The organism is Ligilactobacillus agilis DSM 20509 (assembly GCF_001436215.1).
Classification (GTDB): domain Bacteria; phylum Bacillota; class Bacilli; order Lactobacillales; family Lactobacillaceae; genus Ligilactobacillus; species Ligilactobacillus agilis.
In genome coordinates this window covers 1-727 of record NZ_AYYP01000028.1, presented here as the reverse complement: position 1 = coordinate 727, position 727 = coordinate 1, and the positions used below count along the sequence as shown (strand labels likewise).

Annotated in this window: 1 protein-coding gene; it reads right to left on the bottom strand. The window is 38.1% G+C overall.

The window, feature by feature from the left end:
* Nucleotides 1-421: 421 nt before the first annotated feature.
* Nucleotides 422-727, bottom strand: a 306-nt coding sequence (locus tag FC14_RS04170) for a zinc ribbon domain-containing protein (RefSeq protein WP_156655735.1), incomplete at its 5' end; no start/stop codon positions are given.

Below are 727 nucleotides of genomic sequence, written 5' to 3'. Positions count from 1 at the left end.
CAGAGTAAGATACAAGAATTACATATTTCTGTGTCTACTCTAAAGGGAGCATATCAAAAATGCTCGTGCTTTAAATCTACGAAAAGAGGTGCAACAATAAATGTAATCCAAGGGCAACGCAAATAGCCGTTACCATCACTAATTTTAATTGCAAACGCCACTTGGACTTAGCGGCTTTATCACCTGACTCTATCTCAAGAATCTGTGCTTGTGTATCATCTACTTGTTCTTGCAAGTATTCTTCTTGGTAGTGTAACTCCTGTAAAGTCGCTTTGCTCAGCTTATGTCAACTACCCCTCACTAAAGTGAGAGGCTTGTAGCTCACGACCTTACGGTCAGTGGTCATAACGCAATTAATTGCTTCCACACTATACGTGGCTACATCATTGGGTGGTTGACAGCACCCACTTAACTAACACGTTTACGCGTTAGTTGTTAATTCAAATTTAGGTTGTTCTTGCCCACTAATATATTGCGTACCCAATAATTGGATATTCATTGCACCTAAGCGGTCATCATTAGAGCGATAATCGCAATTAGTGCAATAATACTCATGTAAATCGTGATTCCGGTTAGATTTTTTAATCGTTCCGCATTTAGGACAACGTTGCGAAGTATATTGAGCTGAAACTTCAATTACTTCACTATTATTTAAGTGTGCTTTGTAGGTTAAGAATTGTGCTAATTGATAAAAAGCCCAGGATTTATTTTGATTACGTAAGGCTTT